This window comes from Mesorhizobium sp. P3_A9 (assembly GCF_056402975.1).
On record NZ_JBFUGJ010000420.1, the window covers coordinates 1 to 4,577 of the forward strand.

Here is a 4,577-nt window from a genome sequence, read left to right on the forward strand (position 1 = left end):
CGGTAGTGCTCGAGCACTTCGGGATTGCGCAGATTGACCGGCAGTTTGTTGGCCAGCACCAGCAAGGTTTCACCGGCCGCGCCGACGCCCATGCGCATCATCGATTCCTCGGTAATSCCKGCCATRTGCGGRGTGATGATGACGTTGTCGAAGCYGAAATAGGAATGATTTGACGGCAGCGGTTGCGTCGAGAAAACGTCGAGTGCTGCACCGCCGATGCGGCGCTCCCGCAAGGCTTCGATCAGCGCGTCGTCATCGACGACCGGCCCGCGCGAAACGTTGATCAGCAGCGCATTGGGCTTCATGCGGGCGATGCGCTCGCGGTTGATCAGGCCGCGCGTCTCCGGCGTCAGCGGGCAGCAGAGCACGATGATGTCGCTCTGCTCGACCAGCGCGTCGATCGACAGGAAGCCGACTTTCTCCGGCGCCGGCTGCATGCTGCGCGTCGTTGCCACCACCTTCAGGTCGAAACCGTGCGCCGCGATATGGCCGACGGCCTGTCCGACGGCGCCGAGGCCGACGATGCCGATGGTCTTGCCGGCAAGCTCGATATTGGAATTGGCGTGCTCGCGGCCGGCGAGCCAGCCTTTGGCGCGCAAATCGCGGTCGACCCTGCGGAATTGCCGCAGCAGCGCCAGCGCSGTGAACATCACRTGCTCTGCAACCGAACGCGCATTGACCGCCGGCACGTTGGCCACCAGCACGCCGGCGGCGGCCGCTGCTTCCATCGGGATCATGTCGAGCCCGGCGCCATGGCGGATCGCTGCCCGCAGCTTCCAGGCGCCCTCGAAAAGCTGTGGCGGCAGATGCGCGCGCACGATAACGATGTCGGCGTCCTTCGCCTCTCTGGTCAAGGTGGCGGGATCGAGCGCCGAGGCGATGACGAGTTGACCAGCGCCAGCCAGCTTGGCCGCGGCGCGCGGATGCAGCGGATGGGTCGACAGGATCTTCGGCACGGTCTGCGTCACTCTCAGGCCTTTTCGAGTGCCGGGCTTGGCGGCGCAACCGCCTTGCCGCCTTCGATCAGGCCCTTCCAGTAGCTCTCCGCCCCTTGCAGATGGGCGCTCATCAGCGCCTGGGCGAGATTGCCGTCGCGGCGCAGCAGCGCCTCGTAGATCTGCACGTGCTCTGCATGCGAGCGCACGCTGCGCTCGGGATCGTTGAAGTAGATCGGCAGGCGCTGTTCGCCCATCAGATAGTAGACACTGCAGATGTTGTGGAAGACGCTGTTCTTGGTGGCGCGCACGATCTCCAGGTGAAACTCGCGGTCTTCCTTGGCGAGGCCTTCGCCGGCGGCGATGCGCTCCTCGGAAGCCTTGAGAATCTCACTCAGCCGTTCGAAATTCTCCTCGGTGGCGCGCGAGCAGGCGAGCTCGGCGGCCTTGATCTCATGGATCTTGCGCAGCTCGACCGTTTCATAGATCTGCAAGGGATCAAGCGGCAGCCCGGCGCGCGCGAACAGCGCCRGCGCTTCGACGCTGGCCTGCTTGGTGTCGATATAGATGCCGGACTTGGCGCGGCGCTCGACGATGCGCATGGCTTCCAGGATGGCCAGCGCCTCGCGGATCTGGCCGCGGCTGACGCCGAAATGCTCCGCCAGCTCACGCTCCGACGGCGTGCGGCCGGTCTCGCTGTCCGAGTGGGAGAACAGGTAGGCGGCGAGTTCGGCGAGGAGGTTCTTTTCTTTCATCGTCAACTGCGTTGCGCGTGCGCCTCCAGGAATCGCTCGGAAATGGTGAATCCCAATCCGGGCTTTTCCGGGATCGCTATCATACCGTCCTTGGCTTCGACAGTCTCTTCGATCAGATCATGGATCATCGGGTTGGCGCCGAGCGAATATTCGATCGTAAAACTCGACGGCGAGGCGGCGCAAACATGCAAGCCGGCGAAGAAACAAGGGGCGCCGGCCCACAGATGCGGCGCAAAGCGCAAATTGAAAGCGCTGGCGATGGTGCCGATCTTCATCGCCTCGCTGATGCCGCCGCAGAAGGCAGGATCGGGCTGGAAGATATCGGCTGCCTTCAGCACCGCGAGGTCGCGGAAGGCATAACGCGTCGCCTCGCTTTCGCCGGTGGCGATCGGCACGGCGCCGGAGGCACGCACTTCGGCCATGCCCGGCTTGTCGTCGGCGATCACAGGCTCCTCGAACCAGGCGAGATCGAGGTCGTTGACGAGGTGGATGAAGCGCTTGGCTTCGGCCACCGTATAGGTGCCGTGGGCGTCTACCATCAGCTCGACATCGGGGCCGAGCGCCTGGCGCGCGGCGCGGACACGGCCGGCGGAAATGTGCGCGGCGCCATCCATGGCTCCGACCCGCATCTTCAGCGCCTTGAAGCCGCCCCGGGCGATGTAGGATTTCAGTTGTTCGCCGATTGCATCGGCCGACGCCCAGCCGCCGGAGGCATAGGCCTGCATGCGGTCGAGCTTGCGGCCGCCGAGCAACCGCCAGACCGGCACGCCGAGCGACTTCCCCAAAATATCCCAGAGCGCGATGTCGACGGCGCTGATGGCGGCGATGCTCATGCCGCGCCGTGCCAGTTGYGGCATGGCGTGGCCGGCGCGCGCGGCACTGTCGTGGCGAACGCCATTGTAGAGCATCTCCCAGATGATGCCGATATCGGCCGGATCGCGGCCGATCAGCTGCGGGCCGACCTCGTGGTTGAGCATATGGACGAGCGCGCCGTAGCTGCCGGCGCTGCCGGCGGCGTTCTTGCCTTCGCCCCAGCCGACCAGCCCGTCATCGGTTTCGATGCGCAGGATGGCGGCGTCGAAGGTCGTCACCTGGCCGAAGTCGCTGCGATGTTGCTTCGCGGCTTCGATCGGGATGCGGACCCACCAGGCTTGGACGGTCTTGATGCGCATGTCTTTCCCCAGCCCTGCCGCCTGCCAGGACGGAAGGGCAAATTTCCCAGAAGCAGTCGACTACTTGATCAGCGGCARYAGCGTTTCGGCGGTGATGCGCATCTGGTYGGTGTAGAATTTYTCSGTCAGCACGCTGGAGCCGTGRTCCTGGATGAACTTSARCTGCTCSGGCGAGATGTCGACCGGRTKGCGYTCGACCATKTCGGGRTAGGGYGCKGCCGGCGTGCGGTCGACCGGRGCGACGAATTCGTTGGTCAGCGCGCCGTCRTAGCCRACYTCYTTCARSGTGGCGAYGATCKCSKKCCAGTCGATCTGGCCGAGGCCGGCGGCGAAGCGGTTGTTGTCGGCGACATGGAAGTCGAACAGCCGCTTTCCGACCTGACGGATCGCGTCATGGACGTTAAATTCCTCCATGTGGATGTGGTAGGCGTCGAGGCAGACGCCGCATTCGGGGCTGACCGCGTCGGCCAGCGCCAGCGCCTGGGCGCCGCGATTGAACAGATAGGTCTCGAAGCGGTTCAGCGGCTCGACGGCGATCTTGACGCCGACCTTCTTGGCATGGGTGAAGCATTCGCGGGTCGCGTCGACCACCCACTTCCATTCCTCTTCCTCGGTACCGTCCGGCACCACCTTGCCGACGGTCGCGGGAACGAGCGTGATGATCTCGCCATCAAGCTCGCTGACCATGGTCAGCACGTCCTTGACGTATTGAACCGAGCGCTCGCGCTGGCCCTGGTYCCTGGCGGCAAGRTTGCGYTCGCCCAGCATCARGGTCACCGCACCCCAGCARCGGATGCCRTGCTCCTTCAAGAGTGCSCGCGTCTCCTTGGTCTTGTACTGTTCGGGCTCGCCGGAAATCTCGATCGACTCATAGCCGAATTTCTTGATGCGCTTGAGCGTCGTCTCCAAGGGCTCCGCGCGCATCCAGTTGTGCGTCGAAAGATGCATGGTCTGTCCTTCCCAAATTCGTCCGTATGGTTTGCCTGCGACATGCATCGCGCAAAGACGACGCAAGGGTTCCTCCCCAAGGCATCCCCAGCCTTTTCCTGCAAACTGGTTCGACCAATTGGGCCTGAAGCGAGGTCTACAGCAAATTACCTGGAACGGCAAGAAGTGCGGCGACGCAACTTTTTGTGCGAATTATTCCGTTGATTATATTGCGATATATGCCGATACTTTGGCCATGCAGAGGGCGTTGCCGGTGCATTGTCAGGCTTGACCAAATTCCCCTATTTGGTAATACCAGAATGGCAGTGCCTGCAAAGCGCCCGGTGCGAAAAGACCAAAATGGCTGGCCCTGCTTTCAATCGGCGCTATGCTTGGTCAAGACACAATGAGGGAGGATGCCGATGCCGACGACAATGAAGGGTCCTGGACTGTTTCTGGCGCAGTTCGCGGGTGACGCAGCGCCATTCAATTCGCTGGCCTCGATCACCAAATGGGCCGCCGGTCTCGGCTACAAAGGCGTGCAGATCCCGACCTGGGATGCGCGGCTGTTCGATCTCAAGAAGGCGGCCTCCTCCAAGACGTATTGCGACGAGGTGAAGGGCATCTGTGCCGATGCCGGCGTCGAGATCACCGAACTGTCGACACATCTGCAGGGGCAGTTGGTGGCGGTGCACCCGGCCTATGACGCGCAGATGGATGGCTTCGCGCCGGCCTCGGTGCACAACAACCCAAAGGCGCGGCAGAAATGGGCGGTCGAACAGATGAAG

Annotated in this window: 4 protein-coding genes and 1 pseudogene; 1 reads left to right on the forward strand and 4 read right to left on the reverse strand. The window is 63.3% G+C overall.

Annotation, left to right across the window (positions count from 1 at the left end):
* The 4 genes from AC1DX0_RS31515 to AC1DX0_RS31530 form a co-directional block, all read right to left on the reverse strand.
* On the reverse strand, positions 1–956 hold a 956-nt coding region (locus AC1DX0_RS31515; protein ID WP_477358341.1), incomplete at its 3' end, for a hydroxyacid dehydrogenase.
* A gap of 14 nt (positions 957–970) precedes the next feature.
* Complete coding sequence (locus AC1DX0_RS31520) at positions 971–1,690, reverse strand: FadR/GntR family transcriptional regulator (RefSeq protein WP_477358338.1); 720 nt, start codon at positions 1,688–1,690, stop codon at positions 971–973.
* Positions 1,691–1,692: 2 nt separating this feature from the next.
* Positions 1,693–2,862 (reverse strand): mandelate racemase/muconate lactonizing enzyme family protein, encoded by a 1,170-nt coding sequence (locus AC1DX0_RS31525; protein ID WP_477220232.1) that lies wholly within the window; start codon positions 2,860–2,862, stop codon positions 1,693–1,695.
* A gap of 60 nt (positions 2,863–2,922) precedes the next feature.
* Positions 2,923–3,810, reverse strand: coding sequence for a sugar phosphate isomerase/epimerase family protein (locus tag AC1DX0_RS31530; protein WP_477358339.1), 888 nt, complete (start codon positions 3,808–3,810; stop codon positions 2,923–2,925).
* 401 nt (positions 3,811–4,211) lie between these two features.
* Here AC1DX0_RS31530 and AC1DX0_RS31535 point away from each other — a divergent pair.
* Positions 4,212–4,577, forward strand: a pseudogene (locus AC1DX0_RS31535) (sugar phosphate isomerase/epimerase); the annotation flags it as partial.